This is a genomic window from Variovorax paradoxus (assembly GCF_030815975.1).
Taxonomy (GTDB): Bacteria; Pseudomonadota; Gammaproteobacteria; order Burkholderiales; family Burkholderiaceae_C; genus Variovorax; species Variovorax paradoxus_N.
This window is the reverse complement of the sequence record NZ_JAUSXL010000002.1, coordinates 2,816,620-2,835,728: the sequence shown is the minus strand read 5'-3', so window position 1 is coordinate 2,835,728 and position 19,109 is coordinate 2,816,620. Positions and strand designations below refer to the sequence as shown.

Here is a 19,109-nt window from a genome sequence, read left to right as displayed (position 1 = left end):
TTAACTTAACGGTTCGCCAGCCGCGCAGTCCGGCGCAGCGGCGGGTTCGCCGCGGTTGCGGTGGCTCCGCGATCGGCCACAGGCTCGCTGGCGCAGCCTGCGTTGCTCGAGATGCACAGCGCGGTGAGCAGGCCGTCTTCGCTCAGCGCGGGGCGGTTCGGCGGGCCGAAGATGCGGTCGATCCAGCCATTGCTCGCCTCGGGGTCGATGCGCAGCTCGCCGGTGGTGCGCGCCAGGCGCAGCTCGGTGATGCGCAGGTCGAACACGGCGTCGACGTAGTCGAACAACAGGTTGTAGTAGTCGAGCTGGGCGTCGAGCACGGCGGGCAGGGTTTCGCGGCCGAACTCCATCAGGCGGCGGCGCCCGCGGAAGGCCTGGCCAGATGTGCTGACGGCTTCCATCAATTGCCGCTCGCGCTCGCGGCCCGACACGGTGCGCGCCCATGAGGCCGAGGTGAGCTCCAGCAGATTGAGCTTCACGCCTTCGAGCTTGGCCTCCTGGTTGGCGACTTCGGCCAAGGCCGACTTCAGGCGCAGCTGGCGGTCGAAGCCGTTGCCGAAGTTCCAGTTGAGCTCGAAGGCCGCGCGCGTCGGGTCCTGCGGCGACACGCCGCGCGGGTCCTTGCTCTTGACGACCACCGCATCCACCGTTGGATAGATGCTGGCCTCCTGCTGGTCGACCAGGGCCTGGGCGCGTGCCACGCGGCCCTTGGCTTCGGCGATTTCAGTGCTGCGTTCCTCGGCACGGCGCAAGGCTTCTTCCTGCGAAGCAATGCGCCACAACACAGGCGCGGCAAGCACGGGCAGCGAATCGGTATTGGGCGTGAACTTGAAGTAGGTGTTGAACTTGGCCAGCGCCTCGTCGCGCTGCGCCTGGAAGTCGGACTCGCGCGCAGCCACGCTGGCGCGGCGCGCGGCCGCCATGTTCAGGTCGTTCTCGCCGGCGGCGCCCAGCGCCACGCGGCGGGCTTCGGCCTTCGAAAGCTCGGCCACCACTTCGGTGGACTTGCGCGCGATCTGTTTCTTGAGGTCGAAGCGCTGCACCTGCAAGTAGGCGGTCAGCGCATCGAGCACCACTTTCTGCGAGGTGGTCGAGACGGCCTCGTCGTCGGCCTGGTTTGCGGCCTCGGCGGCACGCACCGCGGCACTCATGGCGCCGCCGTCGATCAGGCTCACGCGCGCCTCGGCGGTGAGCACGGTGTAGCTCTCGGTCTTGGCGTTGGCAGCGCCGCTGTTGTAGCTGCCGGATGCGGTGCCCATCTTGAAACGCGGGTAGCGGGCCTTCCTGGCGGCGTCCACGCCAAAGCTGCTGGTGTTGGCGGCGGCCTGCGCCGTCTGCACTTCAGGGTAGTCCTGCGACAGCGCAATGAGCGCCTGCTTGACGCGCTGCGCATAGCTCGCGGCGCCGATCGATGGCGCGGAAAGGCGGCGCGCCGGCACCAGCTGCGCCGGCGCTTCCTGCGCCATGGCGCCCGGAGGAAGCGCGAAGCTCGCGCACAGCACCGCGCAAAGAACACCGGGGCCCGTTCGGCGCCGGCCAGCCGAGTTGCTGCCCCTCATGGTTCGCGGAAGGCTTCGCGCCGCAGCTTGAGCACCGGACGAAGGATGTACCAGATGAACGGATCGGTACCCACCTTCAGGTCGACCTCGGACTCCATGCCGGCGGTAACGCGGTTTTCTTCGCGTCCCACGTAGGCTTGCTCGGTGCTGATCAGGATGCGGTAGTACGGCGCCGAGTTGGCAATGGCCGGGTCGCGGTCGGCATCGGCGGCCACCAGGGTGACCTTGCCTTCGACCGCACCGTAGCGCAGGTAGTCGTAGGCGGTGATCTTCACGCGCGCCGCCTGGCCGACCTCGACGAAGCCGCGGTCGTTGGGATTCAGGCGCGCCTCGATCATGATCTCGTCCTTGTCGGGCACCACTTCCATGATGGCTTCGCCGGGCTTGATGACCCAGCCCGGGCTGCCGCTGCGCAGCCCCTTGACGATGCCGTCGGAGGGCGCCTTCACCATCGTGCGGGAGCGCTGGGTTCGTGCGCGCGCCAGGTCTTCGTTCAGGCTTGCGAACTGGCGCTCCACGGCGGCCAGTTCGTCGGATGCGCGGCGCCGGAAGCGGCCTTCGGCCTCCGCCATCTTGGCCTGCGCCTCGGTGATGGCGGCGCTCGCGGAGATGGCGCCCTGGCGTGCCACGGCCAGTTCGCTTCGCACGCCTTCGACCTGCCGCCGCTTCTCGAGCACCTCGACCTGCCCGACCAGCTTTTCATTGAGCAGCTGTTCCGAGATCTCGAGTTCCTTCTGCATCAGTGCGAGGCGGTCGTTCAGGCCCTTGACCTTGGCCTGCTGCTCGAGCAGCCTGCTGCGCGCCCCCTCCAGGCCCGACACCGCGCCGGCCATCACGCCGCGCTGCTCGAGCGCGCGCGCCTCGTAGGCGCCGGCCTCGCCCTCGAGCACGCTCTCGTCGATGTCGGTGGCAAAGTTCTCGCGCTTGAGCGGCTGGCCGCGGCTCTCGGCCATGAGCCGGATGCGGGTGGCCTGGGTGGCGGCATAGCGCGCGGTGAGCTCCTCGAAATTGAGGCTGCTGCCGCCCAGGTCGATCTCCACCAGCGACTGGCCCTGCTTGACCCTGTCGCCTTCCTTGACCAGCACGTTGCTGACGATGCCGCCTTCCAGATGCTGGATCGACTTGACGCGGTCGGACGGAATCACGCGGCCCGGCGCCACCACCACGGTTTCCATGGGAAAGCCCAGGCCGACAACGGCCAGCACCGCGACCACGCCGCCAATCACCCACTGGCGGCGCCTGCCCTCGGGCGATGTGTGCACCGCGCGCTTGTGATCCTCGTCCTGAAGTATCTGCGGCAAATCTGATTTCAAGTCGCGGTCCCCAATTACTCTTCGATTCGATCGGCTGCTCAAGCCATGGAACGGTTGGCGGCGGCGGCCTGCGGCGGATGCGCCTCGGCATCGTCGTCGCCCGCGGTGGCGTCGGGGAGCGCCACCAGTGCCTTCTTCACGCCGAAGAGCTTGGGCACCATGACGGCGGCCGTACCTTGTTCGACATTGCCCTGCCCCGTCACGTGATAGACCACGCTGGCCGCCGACACGATGCGCAGCGAATGCGTGACCACCACCACGGTGCGCACCTTGGCCACCGCGAGCAGCGTGGCAAGCAGCGTGCGCTCGCTCTGGAAGTCGAGGTCGTTGCTGGGCTCGTCGAGCACCAGCACCGAGGGCTTGCGCAGGAAGCTCATGGCCAGCGCGAGCTTGCGCCGCTCGCCCACCGAAAGGCCGGTGCCGCCCTCGCCCACCACGGTGCGGTAGCCGTCGGGCATGCGCGAGATGAACTCGTGCGCGCCCGAGAGCTTGCAGGCCGCCACCACCTGCTCGTCGGTCTGGCCCGGGGCCGTGCGGCGCATGGTGTCGATCAGCGGGCCGCCGAACCAGTACACCTCCTGCGACAGATAGCTGATCCAGCGCGAGAGCTCTTCGCGGCCGAACTGGGAGAGGTCGTACTCGCCGATGCTGATGACGCCGCGCGTGGGCGTGTACAGGCCCGAGAGCAGCTTGACCAGCGTCGACTTGCCCGCGCCGTTGCGCCCGACGATCACGTGCAGCCCGCCCGGCCCGATGTCGAGGTCGACGTTCTCCAGCACCGGCCGGTGCGCGTCTTCCGTGAAGCTGAAGCTCACGTCCTTCAGCGTGACGCGGCCCAGCGGCTGCGGCAGCGTCATGCCCGTGGGCGCTTTTTCGACCGGCTCGCCAAGCACCTTCTCGAGCCGCTTGGCCGCCTCCTTGGCGGCGGCCAGCGAGCGCCAGCTCGAGACCAGGCCCGCCACCGGCTGCAGCGCCTTGAGGGCCAGCATGTTGGAGGCGACCAGGCCGCCCACCGTCATCCATTGCTCCATCACCGAGATGGCGCCCACCGTCACCACGATGACCGAGAAGACCATCATCAGCACGGTGGTGCCGTCGCGCGCGGTTTCGATCTGCCCGTTCTTGCTGAAGCTTTCGCTGAGCCAGTCGTTGTAGGTCTGGCGCCACATCTCGATGGTGGGGCCGTCGTTCGACTGCGTCTTGAGCGTTTCGCGCGCGTTGCAGATTTCCGAGGTCATGCGGTCGAGGCCGCGGCCGCGCTGCACTTCCTCGACCCGGCCGCTGCGCACCTCGTCGGCCCACCACCAGGCCAGGAAGACCATGATGGCAAGGAACAGCACCACCACCGGCAGAACCGGCAAGGCCACGATGCCGATCACGGCCAGCGCGAAGACCGCCATCGGCAGATCGAAGATCGATTGCGCCAGGCCGCCCGTGACGGTGCCGCGCACCGAGGCCACGTCGCGGAAGAACTGGTGCCACATCGAGGCCGGGCGCGCCTCGAGCGCGCGCAGCGGGCGGTTCAGCATCGAATGCAGCAGCGCACCCGATACGCCGTGGTCGATGATGGCGCCCGCATTGCGCAAGAGGCGCGAGCGCCCCGTGCGCAGCCAGAACTCGATGCACAGGAAGAACAGGATGCCGCACACCAGCGCGGCCAGCGTCGAGACGCCGCTGCGCGACAGCACGCGGTCATACACCTGGAGCAGGAAGATGGATGGCAACAGGCCGAAGAGGCTGATGGGCAGCGAACGCCAGGCCGCGCTCTTGACCAGGGGATAGGCGGCCCGGAACGCGGTGTGCAGGGCACCCGCATACGGGCTCGCACCTGGTTCTTCGGGCACCTCGGTCACCAGTTGGCTGGGCAAGAGAAACTTGATCATGGGAAAGGGCCGATCCGTCGGGCAATGACGCCTGCGCCATTATCGACTGTTACCTCGGCGTTACAACGCAAAGTCAATTCTTACGCCGACGGTTTGCTTGCCGCCGCCCGGCCCTGGTCCTGCGGCAGGCCCTCGGCCAGCGCCAGTGCAACATTGGCGCACAGCAACATGCAAAGCAGCCATGCGCAAAGCAGCTGCAGCCAGCCCAGCCACCACCGGCGCTGCGGCGCGGCCTGGCGTTGATGCGGCAGAGACGGATGCGCGTTCAGTTTCATGGCAGTGCTTTCAAAACCCGGGCCAGCCTGGACAGGCCGACACCGGCGGAACTCTTGGCCAGCACCCAGTCGCCCGGCTGCAGCAGGCCGCCCAGCGCGGTCGACAGATCGGACACATCGACGAACCAGTGCGACCTGACCTTGGTGCGGATGCGCGCATGCAGCGCCCGCATCAGCGGACCGCACAGCAGCACGCGGTCGGGCTGCGATGCCAGCAGCTCGGCTTCGAGGTCGAGGTGATGGCGCTGCGCGGCGGGGCCGAGCTCCTGCATGTCGCCGAGGATCGCCACGCGCCGCGCCGGCTCGCAGGGCGCCTGCGACAGCAGTTCGAGCGCGGCGCGCATCGAGCTCGGATTGGCGTCGTAGGTCTCGTCGATCAGCTTGAAGCTGCCGCCGCCGATGTGGATGGTGTGCAGCGCGCCGCGTCCGCCCGGCGGCTCGAAGTGCGCGAAGGGCTCGACCGCGGCGGCCAGCTTCAGGCGCATCGCCTGCAAGGCCGCCAGCGCGGCCACGGCGCTGGCGCCCATGTGGCGCCCCGGCGCATTGAGGCGAAGCTGGAACGGGTCGCCGAGCACCTGTGCCTGCACCTCGCCGTGGTCGAACGCGAGCAGCCGCACGTCGGCGTCCTTGTGCTCGCCATAGGTCACGATCTGGAGCTGGTGCGCCATGGCGGCTTCTGCGAAGGTCGCGAACTCGGGGAGGTCGCGGTTCAGGACCGCGCTGTCGCCGGGCGCCATGCCTTCGAAGATGCGGCTGTCCATGCGCGCGGCGGCCTCCGCAGGCCCGCGGTGCTTTTGCGAAGCGGCCGACAGTCCCGTCACCACGGCCAGCATCGGGCGCACCAGCTGCGTCGAGGCCAGCACCTGCGGCGAGCCCATCTCCAGGACCCAGTAGGCCGCATGCCGCGGCATGCAGGTCAGGTTCCAGGCCATGCCAGACGGCAGGCTGACGTTGCCTTCGGGCCGGCCGACCTCGCCCCAGACGGCCAGGGCGTCGGCCAGCATCGCGGCCACGGTGGCGCCGGCCGTGCCGCTGCCCAGCACGCCGCAGACGCGCCCCGTGAACTCGGTGCGCGCATGCGCGCCCAGCGCAAGCACGGCCTGCGGCACGTCGGGCACCTGGAGCACGGGAACTCGCTTGTCGAGGTGCGGTGCCGGGTCGGTGCACAGCACGGCGGCCGCCGGCTGCAGCACGCCCTTGAGCGCGACGGCGGCCAGCGGCGTTTTCGAAGGCCGCGCCTGGTGCTCGAACACCACGCGTCCCTTGCGCAGGAAGGAGCGCTGCGTCACGCCGCTGGCGCGCCAGCCGTCTTCCGGGCGCACCACCCATTCGCCACCGGTCACCCGCGCCATTTCGCCCGCTGTCCAGGCGGCGCCGTCGTCTCTCGCGCTGCCGGCGCCGGGCACGGCCGGGCGCTCCAGCAGGTAGCGGCGATAGGCCACGAAGCCCGACACATACTGCGCCACGTCGTCGATGCGCACCCGGAACGCGTGGTGCCGGATGAAGAAGGAGCCGACGATGGTGGAGGGGCGCCGGAAGTACATCGCCATCTCGGGCCAGAAGAAGCCGTTCTGCAGGTAGTGGGCGCGGTACTCCAGCGCGCGGTAGAACTTCTCGGTGTCGAGCTCGTCCAGCAGGTGCCGCATGGCGGGCGTGGCCTCGAGCCGCTGCAGCATCTGCTGGGCCGCGAGCATGAGTTCGAGCAGCGTCGGAAAGGTGGTCTTGCGGTCGAGCACGAAGTCCAGGTACCCGGCCACGTTCTGCAGGCCGAAGCGAAAGTACTTTTCCTGCGGACTCCAGCGCGTGAGTTCGTTGACGCAGCAGCTCAGCCAGTGGTCGTGCGCCTGCCAGTGCTGGCTTGCAATGAAGTGGTCGAAGGCCTTCTCGACCACGGCGAGCCATCGCGCATCGCGCGTGAGGCCATACAGGCGCATGAGGCCGTAAGCCGCCTCGCCGTCGTAGTAGATGACGCGCGAAGCCTGCTTGACGCGCAGGTCGCCGGCATGGAGCACGTGGCTGAAGCTGCCGGTGGCGGCATCCTGCAGCGACGCGATGCCCAGCGCCAGCTTCTCGAGCAGCGGCAGCCAGTCGCGCGTGTCCATCGCCTCGCAGTACTTCGCCAGGGCCAGCACGCAGGCGGCATTGCCGCCGAGCTTGATCTCTTCGCCGGTGTCGACGAGAAAAGCGACCTCGCTGCCGTCGGCGAGCGTGTAGCTGCGAATGAGCGTGTTCGCGAGATGGTCGAGCGCACGGTCGATGGCCAGGCGCAGCTTGTCATCGCGCATGAGCTCCCACGCCTCGATCATGGTGCACAGCACGCTCGCGTGGCGCATGGCGTCGTAGGTCGGAATGCGGCGGTCGAAGCACGGAAAGTAGCCGTAGACGAACAGCCCGTCGTCCTGCACCTGGCGCGCGAGATACGACGCGCCGCTGCGCACCAGGTCGAGCGCCGACTGCACAGCGAGCGCCGGCGCCTGGCGCCGGCCGGCGTCGAGCCCCGTGCCCACGAGCTTGTGCACCACGCAGTCGGCCTGGCAGAAGACGCCCACCGTCGCAAGCAGGTAGACCCGCTGGTCGCCCGGCAGCTCGAGCGTGAGCGCGCGTGCGAAGCGCGCCTGGCCATAGGCCTCGAAGTTGCGCGCATTCACCACGGCGTGCGCAATGGTCGAGTCGCCGCTCAGCATGGCGTTGGCGTTGAGCTCCTGCTCGGTGAACGCGGTCTCGAAGTCCTGGTCGAAGGCCAGGCCGAGGCGGAAGTAGTTGCGCTTGACGCCGGCGAGCTGGGCCTTGAACTGCGCCCAGTCCATCGGGCTCGCACCCTCGACCCAGTCGATGCGCAACCACGGCGAGACGATGCCGCAGTCGCGCACCCAGCGCTCCACGCCCTCGGCGCCTGCGTGCCAGGCGGTCTCGAAATCGGCCGCGCGCGCGTGCACCACGTGCGCGCGCTGCGAACCATCGCTCACCGAGAAGAAAAGCGTAAAGGCCGGATAAGGCGCCGGCAGCGCCGCACACACCGAGACCAGGCGCTCGTGGCAGGCATGGAGCTGGTCGGAGAAGGACATCATTCGGCCCCAGTCGAATGCGGGAGGCCGGTCTCACCCGGACCGGGAACTCCCATCGAAGGCATCGCGTTTCTCCGTATTTCAGCGGTAGCTGAATTCGGCTCGGCGATTGAGCTGATAGCCCTCCTCGGTAGTTTCGAGCGATGCGGGTTTTTCAATGCCCCAGCTGACGGCCTCGATGCGCTCGCCCGGCACGCCAAGCTGCGTGAGCGCGCGCTGCACGGATTCGGCCCGGCGCTGGCCCAGCGCGAGGTTGTATTCGCGGCCGCCGCGCGAGTCGGTGTGGCCCTCGATCACCACCTTGCCGGCGGGTCGGTTCCTGAGATAGCCCGCGTGCGCTTCCACCACGTTGCGGTACTGCGGCTTGACGTCGTATTTGTCGAAGTCGAAGTACACGATCTTCAGCGCGACGGGGCCGTTCTGCACCGGTGCGGGCGGGGGTGGTTCCACCTTTGCCACCGCGGCCTTGTTCGAGTAGTAGTAGGTCGCGTCTTCGCGTCCGCTCTTGGTCGCCGTCCCGCAAGCGGCAAGGCTTGCTGCGAGGGCGACGATGGTCAGTATCCGGTAGCTGCTGTTCTTCATATCAATTCCTTTCGCGGGCCAGGCCGGTGGCGGCCTGGCCCTGTTGCGTCGTTTTTCTTCTCCTCTACTGCTCTTGTTTCTTAACCCAGCAGGCCGTGCAGGATGTTCGCCACCGGGGTGAGAACGCTGCCGGTTCCGGCGGCTTGATCCACCAGGCTGGTGATGGGGGTGGCCACGTCGGTCACGATCGGCGCGGCGTCCTCCACGGTGTGCACCAGGCTGTTGTGGACGGTCTCGATCACCGGGGCAAGCGTCGGGGTTGCGCCGGCCAGGATGTCGGTCACCGGGTGGGCCACCTCGGACACGGTGGCGACCACCGGCTCCAGTGCCTCGCCGGCCGTGCTTGCCGTGTCGAGCACCGGATCCAGGATGTTGGCCACCGGGCTGCTGCCGCCCAGCACGCCGCCGAGCAGACCGTCGCTGCCGAGCAGGCTGCCGACCAGGCCGTCATCGCCAAGGAGATCGCCGCCGAGCAGGCCGCCGACGACGCCGTCTTCGCCGAGCACGCCGCCGAGCAGGTCGCCACCCAGGAGGTCGCCGCCGAGCAGGTTGCCGACGAGGCCGTCTTCACCGAGCACACCGCTCAGCAGGTCACCGCCGAGCAGGTCGCCACCCAGGAGGTCGCCACCGAGCAAGTTGCCGACGAGGCCGTCTTCACCGAGCACACCGCTCAGCAGGTCACCGCCGAGCAGGTCGCCACCCAGGAGGTCGCCACCGAGCAAGTTGCCGACGAGGCCGTCTTCACCCAGCACGCCACTCAGCAAGTCACCACCGAGCAGATCGCCACCCAGGAGGTCGCCGCCGAGCAAGTTGCCGACGAGGCCGTCTTCACCGAGCACACCGCTCAGCAGGTCACCACCGAGCAGATCGCCACCCAGGAGGTCGCCACCGAGCAGGTTGCCGACGAGGCCGTCTTCACCGAGCACGCCACTCAGCAGATCACCGCCGAGCAGGTCGCCACCCAGGAGGTCGCCACCGAGCAGGCCGCCCAGTAGACCGTCCTCACCCAGGATGCCACCCAGCAGGTCACCGCCGAGCAAGTCGCCACCCAAAAGGTCGCCACCCAACAGGTTGCCCACGAGGCCGTCTTCGCCCAACAGGCCACCCAGCAGGCCGTCTTCGCCGAGCACCCCGCCCAGCAGGCCCTCGTCGCCCAGAAGGTTGTCGACCAAGCCATCGTCGCCGAGCACGCCGCCGAGCAAGCCGTCTTCGGCCAGAAGGCTGCCGACGGCGCCGCCGCTGCCAAGCAAGCCGTCTTCGCCGAGCAGGCCGCCCAGCACGCCGTCGTCGCCAAGCACACCGCCCAGCAGGCCTTCTTCACCCAGCACGCCATCGGTCAGGCCGCCGAGCAGGCTGTCTTCACCGCCCAGCAGGCCACCCAGCGGGCTGTCTTCGAGCAGGCCGCTTACCGCGCCGTCGGCGCCCAGGAGGTTGTCCACCAGGCCGTCCTGGCCCAGCAGGCCGTCGGAGAGGCCATCGCTGCCCAGCAGGCTGGACAGCGCGCCGTCACCGCCGAGCAGGCCGCCCACCACGCCGTCGCCGCCGAGCAGGCTGCCCACGGGGCTGCCTTGGCCGAGCACGCCGCCCAGCAGGCCGTCTTCGCCCAGCACGCCGCCGAGCACGCCGCCCAGCGCGCCGTCGTCGCCCAGCAGGCCACCGACGATGCCTTCGTCGCCGATCACGTTGTCCAGCAGGCTGCCGATGGCACTGCCTTCACCGATGAGGCCGTCAAGCGCGCCGCCTTCGGCGAGCAGGCCGCCGACCAGGCCTTCTTCGCCGACGAGCCCGCCGAGGAGGCTGTCCTGGCCGAGCAGGCCTTCCACCACGTTGCCGACCACGCCGTCGTCGCCCACGAGGCCGTCGAGGGCGCCGTCCAGGCCGAGGCTGCCGGTCAGGCCGCTCACGATGCCGTCATCGCCCACCAGGTTGTCCAGCCCGTTCTGGAGGGCGTCGGTGACGTAGTCGACCTGCTTGACCAGCTGATCGACCAGTGCGCCCGTTGCGCCTTCGCCGAGCAGGCCGTCGACGATCGGGCTGGCCACGCCGCCCACGCCCCCAGCCACGGTTTCGACGAAATCGTCCGCCGGGTCGAGCTGGTTGGGATCGTTCTCCGAGAAGTCGGAGCCGAGCACCGGGGCCAGCACGTCGTCCACCACATCCGTCGCGCCGTCGACCACGCCCAGCACCGGGTCGAGCGAGTCGCCGAGACCGGCTGTGTCGCCGATCGAACCCACCAGGCCGCCGGCCGCACCGTCGCCTGGATCGAGCAGGCCGTCGTCGCCATCGGCGTCGGCATCTGCGTCTGCGTCTGCGTCTGCATCTGCATCTGCGTCTGCATCGGCATCGGCATCGGCATCGGCGTCAGCGTCTGCATCGGCGTCTGCATCGGCGTCAGCGTCAGCGTCAGCGTCAGCGTCAGCGTCTGCGTCTGCGTCTGCGTCTGCGTCTGCGTCAGCATCGGCGTCTGCGTCTGCGTCAGCATCGGCGTCGGCGTCGGCATCGGCATCGGCATCGGCATCGGCATCGGCATCGGCGTCAGCGTCAGCGTCAGCGTCAGCGTCAGCGTCAGCATCAGCATCCGCATCACCGTCGGCATCCGCATCCGCATCCGCATCGGCGTCTGCATCCGCATCGCCCTCACCGCCACCACCACCGCCGGCGAAGAACGGGATCGTTCCGCCGTCGCCACCGCCACCGCCGCCCAGCGCGGCACCGAGCGCAGCAGCACCCAGTGCGCCGAGCGCGAATTCGCCGAGCCCGATACCGCTGCCGGCAGCGAGCTTCTTGGTGACGGCCAGTGCGGCCGCATCGGCGTCGCTGTCGGGCGGGGTCACCTGCAGGTCGCCCGAGGCGACGTCCACGTTCACCTGTTCGAGGCCGCCGGGCAGCTTGGTCGAGCCGATGGTGGCGTCGGTGCCGCCGGTGAAGACGCCGGCCAGCGGCGCCTTGTTGGTGGCCGAGCCGGGGAACAGGACGTTGGCCTGTCCGCCTTCGGGAACGATCACGCGGTCGCCCGCGATCAGGGTCTGGTTGCCGTCCACCGGAATGCGGACACCCTCGCGCATCACCGCGACGCCCGGCGTAGCATTGGACAATGTGCCCACGCTCGAGGGTGCCGCGGCGGCGGCAGGCGCTGACGAGCCGATCGCTGCGGGTGCGCCGAACGGTGTGCTGTTGGCTTGGGCGATGACCACAGGAGCAACGCCACTGGCGGCGAGTCCTTCGGTCGAATGGGTCGGTGCTTGTGGTGCGTTCATGACGGCCTCTGTGACAAAAGATGCATGTACAGGGGCAACTAGCGTGCCGCGCTGCAAACTCTTTGGGGCCGCGGACCTGCCATCGACGCAAGCTATTGATTCCTATGAATATTTTTCTGAAACGCGGTGCGCATGCGAGCGCCGAAAACAGCGCTTGCAGGGCTCTTTTGGCGCTTCGTTACGTAACGATGTAACGTCCCGCTACCGGAACATCGAGCGCATTTCGAAGCAGCGGACACACCGATTTCCTCGCCTCTCCTCCCTTCTTTTTTGTTCTCCATACAGATATGTTCAATCCCTCCCAGGAAGACGTGCGCCGCTTCTTTTGCGACGTGTACGCAAAGCACCGGCAAGGCTTGCCGATGGAAGCGCTCGAGACGATTGCCGCCGGATGGATCGACGCGCATCCCGAATACCACGAGGACCTGGCCGACGCCGGCGCCGCGGTGGCGCGCGTGTACGACGGTTCGAGCGGCCGCGAGAACCCGTTCCTGCATCTGTCGATGCATCTTTCGATCAGCGAGCAATGCTCGATCGACCAGCCGCGCGGAATCCGGCAGGCCGTCGAGTTGCTGGCCGCGCGCCGCGGCTCGCTGCTCGATGCGCATCACGAAGCCATGGAGTGCCTGGGGCAGATGATGTGGGAGAGCCAGCGCGCCGGCCGCGCGCCGGATGGCGACGGCTACGTGGCCTGCGTGCAGCGCCGCGCGACTAGATAAGGCTCGCCCCCAGGCTTCGCGCACTTCGTGTCGCTACTCCTACCCCCTACCGGGGGCAACACCGGTGGCCCGGCGGAGCCGGTTCCACGGTGTTTCGCGAATGGATCAAGCCTGCGGCTTTTTTGGGGATCGGGTTGGAGGTGCGCCCTGCTGCTTCGCGCCTTCGCGCAGCAGCGCGGCCATGGCGCCGCGCAGCGCCGAGGGTTCGGCATCGCTGCGCAGCAGCAGGCCCACGGGCTCGTCGGTGCCGGCGGTTTCGATGCGCAGGCGGACCAGGCGCTGGTCGGCCAATTCGCCGCGCGCGGCGCCAAGCGGGGTGATCCAGACGGCGTCGGAAACCGCCAGCAGGCCGCGCGCCACCGCAACGTCGAGCGTCTGCAGTGCGTGGGCCGGCAGCGCCAGGCCGCGCGCCGACAGAAAGCTTTCGGTGTTGTGGCGCGGGATGGTGCCCTCGCCGTACACCACCAGCGGAAAGTCCAGCACCGCCTGCACCGACACCGCCCGCGTGGACCGCGCCGCCAGCGGATGGCCCGCGCGCACGGCAAACACCAGCGGCTCGGTGTAGAGCAGCTCGAAGCTGAGCCCGCCCATCAGCCGCGGATCGCTGATGCGGCCCAGCACCAGGTCGAGCTCGCCGGCGCGCAGCTCGTCGAGCAGCACCGGGTTGGCCGCACTCTTCACCACCAGCTGCACCGAAGGCCAGCGCTCGCGAAAGCGCGCGAGCGCGAGCGGCAGCAGCGCCGGCGCCACGCTCGGCAGCGCGCCGATGCGCAGCCGCTCGACGCGCTCGCCGGAGGCCGGCGCCACCGCCTGCGCGCTGGCGTCGATGGCCTCGAGCACGCGCAGGGCATGGGCCAGCAGCTGCTCGCCGGCCGGTGCGAGCCCCTGCACGCCGCGCCGCCCGGCATTGCCGCGTTCGACCAGGCGCGCCCCGACGATGGCCTCCAGTTCGGCCAGCGTCTTGGACACCGCCGGCTGGCTCAGCGACAGCCGCTCCGCAGCGCGCGCGAGATGGCGCTCCTGCGCCACCGCGACAAGGCAGCGCAGGTGGCGCAGCTGCACGTTGCGCACAAAGTCCTGGCGAAGATCGGCTGGAGTTTTCAATTACTGTGGGTTATGTAAAACAGACCAATCTTCAATTTACATCATCGAATGCGGCTTCTAAAGTTCGGCTTCCAGATTTCGATTCGTCCCACGACAAGGAGACAACGGCATGTTGACGAAAACCCAGGCCTCCCCCGCCATCCTCACCCCGCGCGACTGGGAGGCCCACCCCTCGTACATCTACCCCGGCTACAAGTCGACCGTGAAGCGCGGCCCGCAGAAGCCCCTGGTTCCGCTGAAAGCGTCGCTGGGCGAGCTGCAGCAGCCGGTCTACGGCCACGACAGCATCGGCGCGCTCGACCACGACCTGACGCGCAATGCGCGCAAGAACGGCGAGCCGCTGGGCGAACGCATGATCCTCACCGGCCAGGTGCTCGACGAGCGCCGCCGCCCCGTGGCCAACACGCTGGTGGAGCTCTGGCAGGCCAACGCCGCCGGCCGCTACGTGCACAAGGTCGACCAGCACGACGCACCGCTGGACCCCAACTTCCTGGGCGCGGGCCGCTGCCTGACCGACAGCGAGGGCCGCTACCGCTTCCTCACCATCAAGCCCGGCGCCTATCCCTGGGGCAACCACCCCAACGCCTGGCGACCGCAGCACATCCACTTGTCGCTGTTCGGCCAGAGCTTTGCGAGCCGCCTGGTCACGCAGATGTATTTCCCCGGCGACCCGCTGATGCAGTACGACCCCATGATCACCGGCACGCCCGAGCGCTACCGCAATCGGCTGATCGCCGACTTCAGCCTCGACATCACCGAGGAAGGCTACGCGCTGGGCTACCAGTTCGACATCGTGCTGCGCGGCGCGGACGAAACGCCATTCGAAAACCGCTGAGCAAGAAGGAGACACACACCATGTTGATGACCGCACAGGAAGCCGACTTCGGCCAGACCCCCTCCCAGACCGTGGGCCCCTACTTCGCCTATGGCCTCACCGCCACGCAGTACGGCTATGACTTCGACCAGCCCTTCGACGCCGTGGTGGCGCTGGACAACGCCTCCGGCGAGCGCATCCGCCTCGAAGGCCGCGTGATCGACGGCGACGGCAATCCCATTGGCGACGCCCTGGTCGAGATCAGCCAGCCCGACGGCCAAGGCCGCTATCCGCAGACGCCCGCCGAGGCGCGCGAGATCGGCTTTCGCGCCTTCGGCCGCGCCGGCACGGGCACCGATGCGCAGAACCGCTTCGTGTTCCACACCGTGAAGCCGGGTGCCGAAACGCCGGGCGAAGCCCCGCACATCAATGCGATCGTGCTGATGCGCGGCCTGCTGCTGCATGCCTTCACGCGCGTGTATTTCAGCGACGAGGCCGAAGCCAACGCCAAGGACGCCGTGCTGGCCAGCGTGCCGGCCGAGCGCCGCCACACGCTGATTGCCGAGCGCGTGGAGCAAGGCGGCGCGGTGAGCTACCGCTTCGACATCCGCATGCAGGGCCCCGAGGAGACGGTGTTCTTCGACGTCTGACGAAACCCGGTCCCGCAAACAAGAAAGCCCGCGATGCGGGCTTTCTTCATGGGGCCGGTCGGCCGCGGCGTCTGCTTATTGCGCGGCGCGGTGGATGCGCGACTCCGGCACCGTCTTGAGGTCGCCGGGCAGCGAGCTGATGTAGCTGGCGAGCGTTTTCAGTTCGGCGTTGGTGAACTTCTTGGGCTCGACCTGCTGCGCCATCACCGCATTCGAACGGCCCAGGTGCAGGTTGTTCTTGACGCGGTACGACTTGAGCGCCACGAACAGGTAGTCGGCATGCTGGCCGGCCAGCTTGGGCACCGTGCCATCGTTGGGCGTGTTGAAGTTGGCGCCGTGGCACTTGGTGCAGCTGTTGTCCTTGTCGCGCGAGACCAGGGCCAGCACGTTCTCGGGCATGGGCTTGGCGAGCGCGGCCGGGGGTGCGTCGCCTTCCTTCAGGCCCAGCTGGCTGTAGTAGGCGGCCAGGTCGGCGATGTCCTGCTCCTTCAGGGTGTCGGCAATCGCGCGCATGGTGGGGTGCTTGCGGTCGCCGCCCTCGTAGGCGGTGAGGGCCGAGGTGATGTAGCTGGCGCTCTGGCCGGCAATCATCGGCACCTTGTGGATCTCCGGGAAGCTGGCCTGGTAGCCGACGATGCCGTGGCAGCCCACGCACATGGCGACCTTCTTGGCGCCCTCCTGGGCATTGCCCGTGACTTGCTGGGCTTGCGCCGAGACCGTCACGCAAGCGACAGCGAAGGCAAACATCGTGGTCAACAACTTGTTCATTTTGCGCGCACAATCTCGTGGAGATACAGTTTTTCGAATCAACATTCGATTATATGCAAGGGTCCCCCGGGAACCCCTTCAAGCCGCCCAAGTGGCTGCGCGAAGCGAATCGAGTGTGTTCTTTTCTCCACCCCGCTTTCTCCACCTTGCTCGCGTTCACTCATGAAATTCAAGGGCTCAGACAACTACGTTGCCACTCAGGACCTGATGCTGGCCGTCAACGCCGCCATCACGCTCAAGCGCCCGCTGCTCGTCAAGGGCGAGCCCGGCACGGGCAAGACGATGCTGGCGGAGGAAGTGGCGCAATCGCTCGGCCTGCCGCTGCTGCAATGGCACATCAAGTCGACCACCAAGGCGCAGCAGGGCCTCTATGAGTACGACGCCGTGAGCCGCCTGCGCGACTCGCAGCTCAAGGACGTGGACGGCGGCGAGCGCGTCAAGGACATCCAGAACTACATCGTCAAGGGCGTGCTCTGGCAGGCCTTCACGGCCGACCAGCCGGTGGCGCTGCTCATCGACGAGATCGACAAGGCCGACATCGAATTCCCGAACGACCTGCTGCGCGAGATCGACCGCATGGAGTTCTACTGCTACGAAACGCGCGAACTCGTCCGCGCCAGGCACCGGCCGGTGGTGTTCATCACCTCCAACAACGAGAAGGAACTGCCCGATGCCTTCCTGCGCCGCTGCTTCTTCCACTACATCAAGTTCCCCGATGCCGAAACGATGAAGAGCATCGTGGCGGTGCACTTCCCCGGCCTCAAGCAGGAGCTGCTCACGGCCGCGATGAAGACCTTCTACGACGTGCGCAACCTCCCCGGCCTCAAGAAGAAGCCTTCCACCTCCGAGCTGCTCGACTGGCTCAAGCTGCTGCTGGCCGAGGACATTCCGCTCGAAGCCCTGCAGAGCAAGGACGACAAGGTGGCCGTGCCGCCGCTGGTGGGCGCGCTGCTCAAGAACGAACAGGACGTCACACTGTTCGAGAAGCTCGTCTTCATGCAGCGCAACAACCGATGAGCCAGCCGCAAGCGCCGCATCCCGTCGGCCAGCTGCTCAAGCTGGGCGTGGCCCAGGCCGTGCTGTTCGTGGCGGGTGCGCTGCTCGGCCGCTGGATCGGGCTCCAGCTGGGGCTGGATGCCTTCGGCCCCAACGGCTGGGGCAACCGCGAGATCTTCGGCATTGTGCTGATCGGCGTGGGCGGTGGCGGCGGGGTGCAGCTGGCGCGTGCCTGGTACGACCGCAAGTACGGCAAGCCCAGAGGCTGAAAAACAATCGCTGAGGGAATTGAGATGGCGTTCGTCGAACCTGTCACGCTGAAGGCCCGCGACCTGGCCCTGGTGCCGCTGTCGCTCGGCCATGAAGAGGGCCTGCGCGCCGCCGCGGCCGACGGCGAGCTCTGGAAGCTGCGCGTCACCTCGGTGCCCGAGCCGCACGAAACCCGCGCCTACATCGAAACCGCCTTGCAGGGCCGCGAAGCCGGCCACCGCTTTGCGTTTGCCGTGACCGAGGCCGCCACCGGCACCGTGCTCGGCAGCACGAGCTTTCACGACATCCTGCCGGCCGTGAAGCGCGTGGAGATCGGCTACACCTGGTATGCCCGGCGCTGCCAGCGCACCCACGTCAACACCACCTGCAAGCTGCTCATGCTGACGCACGCCTTCGATACCCTCGGCTGCAACGTGGTGGGCTGGCGCACCGACAATTTCAACTTCGCTTCGCAGCAGGCCATCGAGCGGCTCGGCGCGAAGAAAGACGGCGTGATTCGCGGCCATGCCATGCGCCGCGACGGCACCATCCGCGACACCGTCATGTACAGCCTGCGCTCGGGCGAGTGGCCCGAGGTGAAGGCCCATCTGCTCTATCTGCTCGACAAGCCGCGAAGCTGAAGAGAAGTTCAAGGAAAGCCCGCCATGCTGATCGATTTCTTCTACACGCTGCGCTCGGCCAAGCTGCCGGTCTCGGTCAAGGAATACCTCACGCTGCTCGAGGCGCTGCAGGCCGACGTGGTGGGACCCAACTCCGACGGCGCCTTCGGCCTGGACGACTTCTACTACCTCTCGCGCACCGCGCTGGTCAAGGACGAGAAGCACTACGACAAGTTCGACCGCGCCTTTGCCGCCTACTTCAAGGGCGTGGAGATGCTGGCCGACTTCACCAAGGAAGTGCCGCTCGACTGGCTGCGCAAGACGCTGGAGCGCGAGTTCACGGCCGAGGAAAAGGCCAAGATCGAGAAGATGGGCTGGGACGAGCTCATGGAAACGCTCAAGAAGCGCTTCGAGGAGCAGAAGGAGCGCCACGAGGGCGGCAGCAAGTGGATCGGCACCGGGGGCACCTCGCCCTTCGGCCACGGCGGCTACAACCCGCAGGGCGTGCGCATCGGCGGCGCGGGCAAGAACAAGAGCGCCGTGAAGGTGTGGGACCAGCGCGCCTACAAGGACTACGACGACAGCCAGGAACTCGGCACGCGCAACATCAAGGTGGCGCTGCGCCGCCTGCGCAAGTTCGCGCGCGAGGGCCACGAGGAAGAGCTGGACCTGGACGACACCATCCACTCCACCGCGGCCAATGCGGGCTACCTCGACATCAAGATGCGGCCCGAGCGCCACAACAACGTCAAGGTGCTGCTGCTGATGGACGTGGGCGGCACCATGGACGAACACATCCAGCGCGTCGAGGAACTGTTCTCGGCCGTGAAGACCGAGTTCAAGCACCTGGAGTTCTTCTACTTCCACAACTGCGTCTACGACTTCATGTGGAAGAACAACAAGCGCCGCTTCTCCGAGAAGTTCGCGACCTGGGACATCCTGCGCAAGTACAACAAGGACTACAAGCTCATCTTCGTCGGCGATGCGACCATGAGCCCCTACGAGATCCTGCAGCCTGGCGGCAGCGTCGAGTACAACAACGAGGAGGCGGGCGCCGAGTGGATCCAGCGCCTCACGCACACCTTTCCGAAGTTCGCCTGGATCAACCCCGAGCCGCAGGGCGTGTGGCAGTACCGCCAGAGCATCGCGGTGATGCAGCAGCTCATGTCCAACCGCATGTACCCGCTCACGCTACGGGGCCTCGAAGAAGCGATGCGAATGCTTTCGAAGTAAGGCGGCGTGCGGGGGCCGGTCC

At 67.7% G+C, this 19,109-nt stretch carries 16 protein-coding genes; 7 read left to right on the top strand and 9 right to left on the bottom strand.

Features of this window, described 5'->3' with window-relative positions:
* Positions 1 to 5: 5 nt before the first annotated feature.
* The 7 genes from QFZ47_RS16925 to QFZ47_RS16895 all read right to left on the bottom strand — a co-directional run bounded on the left by QFZ47_RS16925 (position 6) and on the right by QFZ47_RS16895 (position 11,934).
* Positions 6 to 1,559, bottom strand: coding sequence for a TolC family protein (locus tag QFZ47_RS16925; RefSeq protein ID WP_307656723.1), 1,554 nt, complete (start codon positions 1,557 to 1,559; stop codon positions 6 to 8).
* Positions 1,556 to 2,860 carry an HlyD family type I secretion periplasmic adaptor subunit gene (locus QFZ47_RS16920; protein WP_307656722.1) on the bottom strand — a complete coding sequence of 435 codons (1,305 nt, stop codon included), beginning with the start codon at positions 2,858 to 2,860 and terminating at the stop codon, positions 1,556 to 1,558. The genes QFZ47_RS16925 and QFZ47_RS16920 overlap by 4 nt, the downstream gene beginning before the upstream one ends.
* 50 nt (positions 2,861 to 2,910) lie before the next feature.
* Positions 2,911 to 4,755 (bottom strand): peptidase domain-containing ABC transporter, encoded by a 1,845-nt coding sequence (locus tag QFZ47_RS16915; protein WP_307656721.1) that lies wholly within the window; start codon positions 4,753 to 4,755, stop codon positions 2,911 to 2,913.
* 80 nt (positions 4,756 to 4,835) lie between these two features.
* On the bottom strand, positions 4,836 to 5,030 hold the full coding sequence (locus QFZ47_RS16910) for a hypothetical protein (protein ID WP_307656720.1): 195 nt from the start codon (positions 5,028 to 5,030) through the stop codon (positions 4,836 to 4,838).
* Positions 5,027 to 8,098: a glutamate ligase domain-containing protein gene (locus tag QFZ47_RS16905; RefSeq protein WP_307656719.1), complete on the bottom strand. Its 3,072-nt coding sequence runs from the start codon at positions 8,096 to 8,098 to the stop codon at positions 5,027 to 5,029. Before QFZ47_RS16905 ends, QFZ47_RS16910 begins: the two co-directional genes overlap by 4 nt.
* A gap of 78 nt (positions 8,099 to 8,176) precedes the next feature.
* Entirely contained in the window at positions 8,177 to 8,677 is a 501-nt protein-coding gene (pal, locus tag QFZ47_RS16900; RefSeq protein WP_307656718.1) for a peptidoglycan-associated lipoprotein Pal, read from the bottom strand.
* 80 nt (positions 8,678 to 8,757) lie between these two features.
* Positions 8,758 to 11,934, bottom strand: a complete 3,177-nt coding sequence (locus tag QFZ47_RS16895; RefSeq protein WP_307656717.1) for a hypothetical protein — start codon at positions 11,932 to 11,934, stop codon at positions 8,758 to 8,760.
* A gap of 287 nt (positions 11,935 to 12,221) precedes the next feature.
* Between QFZ47_RS16895 and QFZ47_RS16890 the strand changes: the two genes are divergently transcribed.
* Positions 12,222 to 12,653: a DUF1841 family protein gene (locus tag QFZ47_RS16890; protein ID WP_307656716.1), complete on the top strand. Its 432-nt coding sequence runs from the start codon at positions 12,222 to 12,224 to the stop codon at positions 12,651 to 12,653.
* A 105-nt stretch (positions 12,654 to 12,758) separates the two neighbouring features.
* Here QFZ47_RS16890 and QFZ47_RS16885 read toward each other — a convergent pair whose 3' ends face one another.
* Positions 12,759 to 13,757: a LysR substrate-binding domain-containing protein gene (locus QFZ47_RS16885; protein WP_307656715.1), complete on the bottom strand. Its 999-nt coding sequence runs from the start codon at positions 13,755 to 13,757 to the stop codon at positions 12,759 to 12,761.
* A gap of 109 nt (positions 13,758 to 13,866) precedes the next feature.
* On the opposite strand from QFZ47_RS16885, the gene pcaH reads away from it, so the two are divergent.
* Complete coding sequence (gene pcaH, locus QFZ47_RS16880) at positions 13,867 to 14,592, top strand: protocatechuate 3,4-dioxygenase subunit beta (RefSeq protein ID WP_307656714.1); 726 nt, start codon at positions 13,867 to 13,869, stop codon at positions 14,590 to 14,592.
* A 20-nt stretch (positions 14,593 to 14,612) separates the two neighbouring features.
* The gene (pcaG, locus tag QFZ47_RS16875) at positions 14,613 to 15,221 is read left to right on the top strand and encodes a protocatechuate 3,4-dioxygenase subunit alpha (RefSeq protein WP_307656713.1); all 609 of its coding nucleotides are present in this window, start codon (positions 14,613 to 14,615) and stop codon (positions 15,219 to 15,221) included.
* Positions 15,222 to 15,296: 75 nt separating this feature from the next.
* Here pcaG and QFZ47_RS16870 read toward each other — a convergent pair whose 3' ends face one another.
* Positions 15,297 to 15,989, bottom strand: coding sequence for a c-type cytochrome (locus tag QFZ47_RS16870; protein WP_307656712.1), 693 nt, complete (start codon positions 15,987 to 15,989; stop codon positions 15,297 to 15,299).
* A gap of 162 nt (positions 15,990 to 16,151) precedes the next feature.
* Between QFZ47_RS16870 and QFZ47_RS16865 the strand changes: the two genes are divergently transcribed.
* Genes QFZ47_RS16865 through QFZ47_RS16850 form a run of 4 tightly spaced genes read left to right on the top strand, consistent with a single transcriptional unit; the run spans position 16,152 to position 19,087 of the window.
* The gene (locus QFZ47_RS16865; protein WP_307656711.1) at positions 16,152 to 17,006 is read left to right on the top strand and encodes an AAA family ATPase; all 855 of its coding nucleotides are present in this window, start codon (positions 16,152 to 16,154) and stop codon (positions 17,004 to 17,006) included.
* Positions 17,003 to 17,254 carry a hypothetical protein gene (locus QFZ47_RS16860; RefSeq protein WP_307656710.1) on the top strand — a complete coding sequence of 84 codons (252 nt, stop codon included), beginning with the start codon at positions 17,003 to 17,005 and terminating at the stop codon, positions 17,252 to 17,254. The genes QFZ47_RS16865 and QFZ47_RS16860 overlap by 4 nt, the downstream gene beginning before the upstream one ends.
* Positions 17,255 to 17,278: 24 nt before the next feature.
* Positions 17,279 to 17,875 (top strand): GNAT family N-acetyltransferase, encoded by a 597-nt coding sequence (locus tag QFZ47_RS16855; protein WP_307656708.1) that lies wholly within the window; start codon positions 17,279 to 17,281, stop codon positions 17,873 to 17,875.
* A 24-nt stretch (positions 17,876 to 17,899) separates the two neighbouring features.
* Positions 17,900 to 19,087: a vWA domain-containing protein gene (locus QFZ47_RS16850; protein ID WP_124960216.1), complete on the top strand. Its 1,188-nt coding sequence runs from the start codon at positions 17,900 to 17,902 to the stop codon at positions 19,085 to 19,087.
* Positions 19,088 to 19,109: the final 22 nt, after the last annotated feature.